The organism is Flavobacterium orientale (genome assembly GCF_014638005.1).
GTDB classification, from domain to species: Bacteria; Bacteroidota; Bacteroidia; order Flavobacteriales; family Flavobacteriaceae; genus Flavobacterium; species Flavobacterium orientale.
The window spans coordinates 1-599 of record NZ_BMFG01000042.1 but is presented as its reverse complement, the minus strand read 5'-3'; the positions used below and the strand labels follow the sequence as shown (position 1 = coordinate 599).

Here is a 599-nt window from a genome sequence, read left to right as displayed (position 1 = left end):
CCGTATGCGAGTGCGATCCCGCACCGAAAGCGGAAGCACCCATATAGTGATGAAGCGCAAGCGTGAACCGCAGTTCTAACAAGGTCACGAAGTGACAGCCGGGCCGTATGGTCGCAAGCTCTTCGTGCTCGACACGGAGGACGGCAAGGTCATCTGCGTTGATCCCAAGACCGGGGCGCAGATCACCTACAACGCGGATCAGCTATGCAAGGTGTGACTCGAGACAGTCCTGAGGTGGGAGATATTGCCGCCTGATTGCCAAACCCTCGCCACTTTTCGTGCTTACGCCAACGGAAGACGTAGCAAAGGACATTGATATGAAACGAGTTTTGCCGCTGGGCCTCGCGCTCGCGCTAGCCGGATGCGTGGAACCTGCAATGATGACAGGTGCCAGCTATCCAGCCATAGCCCCGGAACAGGTTCGCATGTCATTCGCGTCCATGCCCGATTGTCCCGGCGCCGCAGAGATCGGTCTGATTCCTCAGGTTGGATCGAACAAGTATGCGCAGGACCGCGCTCTAAATGCGATCCGCGCGCAGGCCGCCTCGAAGGGTGCGAACCTTGTTCTTATGACCACGCGGCCCACCAGCATGTTGGGC

1 protein-coding gene is annotated in these 599 nt (G+C 58.6%); it reads left to right on the top strand.

Features of this window, described 5'->3' with window-relative positions; genetic code table 11:
- Positions 1-317 precede the first annotated feature (317 nt).
- The coding region (locus IEV15_RS14730) for a hypothetical protein (RefSeq protein ID WP_229734171.1) at positions 318-599 on the top strand (282 nt) is incomplete at its 3' end.